This window comes from Streptomyces rectiviolaceus, from assembly GCF_039533825.1.
GTDB classification, from domain to species: domain Bacteria; phylum Actinomycetota; class Actinomycetes; order Streptomycetales; family Streptomycetaceae; genus Streptomyces; species Streptomyces rectiviolaceus.
The window spans coordinates 1-3,496 of the sequence record NZ_BAAAUG010000259.1 but is presented as its reverse complement, the minus strand read 5'-3'; the positions used below and the strand labels follow the sequence as shown (position 1 = coordinate 3,496).

General features: G+C 66.7%; 6 protein-coding genes. 2 read left to right on the top strand and 4 right to left on the bottom strand.

Annotated elements, in window-relative coordinates:
* Nucleotides 1-99 precede the first annotated feature (99 nt).
* The 4 genes from ABD378_RS43610 to ABD378_RS43600 form a co-directional block, all read right to left on the bottom strand.
* The gene (locus tag ABD378_RS43610; RefSeq protein ID WP_344531009.1) at nucleotides 100-1,368 is read right to left on the bottom strand and encodes a hypothetical protein; all 1,269 of its coding nucleotides are present in this window, start codon (nucleotides 1,366-1,368) and stop codon (nucleotides 100-102) included.
* A gap of 216 nt (nucleotides 1,369-1,584) precedes the next feature.
* A complete protein-coding gene (locus tag ABD378_RS43605) occupies nucleotides 1,585-1,872 on the bottom strand; it encodes a hypothetical protein (RefSeq protein WP_344531007.1) in 288 nt (95 codons plus the stop codon).
* A gap of 175 nt (nucleotides 1,873-2,047) precedes the next feature.
* A complete protein-coding gene (locus ABD378_RS44305; RefSeq protein WP_425583987.1) occupies nucleotides 2,048-2,377 on the bottom strand; it encodes a GIY-YIG nuclease family protein in 330 nt (109 codons plus the stop codon).
* A gap of 68 nt (nucleotides 2,378-2,445) precedes the next feature.
* Entirely contained in the window at nucleotides 2,446-2,718 is a 273-nt protein-coding gene (locus tag ABD378_RS43600; RefSeq protein WP_344531005.1) for a hypothetical protein, read from the bottom strand.
* A gap of 174 nt (nucleotides 2,719-2,892) precedes the next feature.
* Between ABD378_RS43600 and ABD378_RS43595 the strand changes: the two genes are divergently transcribed.
* Together ABD378_RS43595 and ABD378_RS43590 are read left to right on the top strand one after the other, a co-directional pair.
* Entirely contained in the window at nucleotides 2,893-3,138 is a 246-nt protein-coding gene (locus ABD378_RS43595; RefSeq protein ID WP_344531012.1) for a hypothetical protein, read from the top strand.
* Nucleotide 3,139: 1 nt separating this feature from the next.
* A partial coding sequence (locus tag ABD378_RS43590) for a hypothetical protein (RefSeq protein WP_344531003.1) occupies nucleotides 3,140-3,496 on the top strand: 357 nt, incomplete at its 3' end.

Below are 3,496 nucleotides of genomic sequence, written 5' to 3'. Positions count from 1 at the left end.
CTTCCGGCTGCTTCGGGCGGGGCCTGTATCGCAGCACAGGCCCCGCTCCCGAACGTGGCGGCGTCTGTCCTCATTTGCCGGGAGGACAGCCGCACCGCCTTACCGGGGCAACCGAGGGCGGTCCCGAATGACGTCTCTCATCAGCTTGTCCAGGTCCACGTCCCCGCTGAAGGCCTCCACGCCGTCCTCGCCCTCGGGATACTCCCGAGGAGCCGGAACGTAGGCAGGAGGCGTGTACGTCTCCTTGGGGGAGTCGACCTCCGGATGCCCGGCGGGCTCGCTTCCTGCGGGACGACGGTCCTGCCGATGCTCCTCGCAGCGCGGGCAGATCGCCCCGTCGCGGATGTCGACGCCGTCCTCGCAGTGGAGGTTGTTGCCCCGGCACTTCGACGGCGACAGCAGCTCCTCGAGGACACCCAGGCCCGTACGGATACCGATGCCCTCGGCGCTCAGGAGCGCGTCTTCGTAACCGAACGCCCGCCAGCGGCGAGCGATCCGCTCCCCGAGCTGCTTCACCGTCCGCTGCTCCGTCGTGAGGCCCTTCTCGACCGTCCCGGTCACCTCGGTAGGCAGACCGCGCGGCCAGTCCTTCTCGAGCAGCCGGGCCAGCGGCGCGGGGATCGTTTCGAGTACGGCACGAACGCTGCCGGGCGCAGCCTTGTGGGGGAGGGGTTCCGTGTTGCCCGACGCGGCGGAGCCGCCCCCACCTTCGGCCGTACTACCGGTGGTTGGCCTACGGCCGTCACCCATATTCGTCTGGTCGTTTGGACCGTCCTGGTTCGTACCCGTTGCAACGGGTCGGTGGTTACCCGTTGCAACGGGTTGGTACCTACCCGCTGCAACGGGTACGTCGCCTTCAACAGAGCTACCCGTTGCAACGGGTACGTCGGCAGCGGGGCGGGCTTTCTTCCGGGCTGCGGTCTTGGCGACTCGAGCGCGCTTCTTCGCGGCGTACGGCGCCTCTGCCGCCTCGACCATCGCCCGACGCTTCGCGCGCCAAGCCTTGTAGCCCTCCGGGTCGTTCTTCTGCCACCGGTCAGCCGCAACAGTGTTCTGCGGCCCGTCGTACCCGCCGGGCGGCCACAGCGGAAGCTCGTAAGTCGTGCGGACACCCTTCTTGGCATGTATGACGACCGCTCCCAGTACCGCGAGCGCGCGCAGGTAGGGGTCAACGTCGTCCGGCTTCTTCAAGCCGATGTCAGCGGCCAGCCGGGCACGGCTTGGGTCCACCAGTCGCGATCCACTGGCGTGGTTCAGTCGCTTAGCCAGGTGCTGGTAGGCGGCAGCTTCCATGCCGTTCGCACCGCACTCGCTGACCCACTCCCCGACCTTCGTGTAGTGCGGCTCCTTGGGCGGCGGAGTGGGCATCACAGCGCCTCACCGGCCAAGCAGGCCGGGCTGGTGCTGACTACTAGTGAGACTCGCGATACTCTCGTCACGAGCGCCTTCCTTGTGCAGGTGGCTGCTTATGTCAGCGGGCTGCGATCCGCTGTACTGCTTGGACGGCCGGGTGGAGCTGCGAACTCCCCGGCCGTTCGTGCTTTCCGGACACTCGAGGCTGCGATCCCGAGTCCCGTAAACCGATCACGTCGTCTTCTTGGCCCGTGGCTGCTTGTCCCGGCCCCGGCCGCGCGGGTTCGGAGGGTGATCCTCGAAGTACCGCAGGAACACCTTGGCGTTCATGGTTCGCGCGTTGGCGACCCTGCTGTACGGGTGCTCACGGCCTTCTCCGAACGGCCAGTTCTTACGGCTCCGAGCGATGTGACGGACCGAGTCGGCGGTCGCGTGCGGGTCAATTCCGCGCTCCACCAGCAGCCGGGCGCCGGACGCGAACGTCACCTCGTGAGGCAGTTCGCCCTCGCGGCCGGTCACCGTTCCGTTTCCTCGTACAGGGGACTTTTCACGAGTCTCGTGAAGGGGACTACTCTCACTACGAACCTCTCTTTCACGGGGCGGTTCACTGGTCGCTCGATTTCGCAGGTCAGCGACTACAAGGACGGTCGGCCGGTCTCTACACCGGTCGGCCGTTCGCTTTCGTGGAGCCCTATCACTCGCTCCGCTGGCTCGCTGTTACATGTCGATCTCCCTCCTGGCCTGACGAAGGCTGCCAGTCCATCCCGAGCTTCTGCATGTACTTCGAGTACACGTACTCCCCCCAGCCGGGGCGCCCGTAGATGTTGCACTCCGGGTCCTCGGACCGGATGGCTTCCAGCTCTGCTGCCGCGGCCTCCTTCCGCGTCGCAAACCACTCAACGCGGAAGCGCGCGGCTCGTTGCCACCACTCGTGCTGCTCCGAGTGCGATGCCCAACGGGCCGCGGGGTTACGGCCCATCCCGACGTACAGGAGCGCCCCCTCGCGGTCGCAGATCCTGTACACCGCTGTCTGCCCGTCAGACCCGACACCGGGGTGCTCTATCGCGCCCTCGGACGGCTGGGGAAGTGGCACTAAGTCTCCTTCTCGGATTGACGTCGGCGCTCCTCACGCTTCGCGAAGTGCACGCCGTGCTCAGGGCTTCTCTCTTCGAAGTAGGCCTTCACCGGCTCCCAAGGGAGGAAGTAGTAGCGGCCGATCTTCTGCCACTGCTCCTTGGGGATGGGGAAGTCGGGGTCTCTGTGGGCGAGCTGCTGAACGCGCTGCTTACTCAGCTCGACTCGTCTCGCGATCTCCGCGAGCGTCACCATCTCCGGCGTCCTCCCTTCCTCGTCCTTCTTCGGCACTTCTTCATCATGGCCCATGATGTTGACCCAAGTCTATATCAGTGGTCTACTGGAGATACAGCACGACCCCGACCCAGCTTTCGCCGGACCGGGGTCGCGTGTCCGGAGCGGTGTTGGAGCACCGCAAGGGACTTGGAACCGCCCTACCTGCTCAATCAGGAGGTCAGATCCGTCATGCAGGATCTCATGAAAGGCCCCAAAGGGGCATCGCACCCCGTGGACAACGTCCACCCGGTTACGTCGGCCGAAGACTCCAAGCAGCCCAACGACCGCGTGCTCGAGCGCTTCCCCGCCGGTGGCGCGCGTGGCAGCTGGCCGGCTGACGAGTTCGCCGCCGACCGCCGCCGCGAAGGCATCCCGGCCACCGTGGTCATGGACCTCGCCACCGACGCCTTCCTCGTCGTGAAGGCGGTGGCCTGACATGGACCGCAACCAGCAGCAGGACCTCCTCAAGGCCCTGGCCGCCGCGCTCGAGAAGTGCAATGAGGCCGGTCCGCAGCACGAAGAGCACGCCATCGGCCACTTCACGCTCGGCCCCGTCGACGCCGCCGCCCCCGAGCCCCCGGCCGTCGGCTACCTCACCGCCTCCGGTGTGGTCGAGGCGCTGAAGCTGCTCGGCGCCGACACCGAACTCGCCCTGCGCAGCCTGGAAGACAGCGTCCTGATCGACGTCGACAGCCTCAACCGCCGCAAGGCCGAACTGATGGCGAAGACGGCTCACCAGGACCGCGAAGCCATCGACTCGGGAGAGTTCACCACCGATGCGTTCATCACCTCG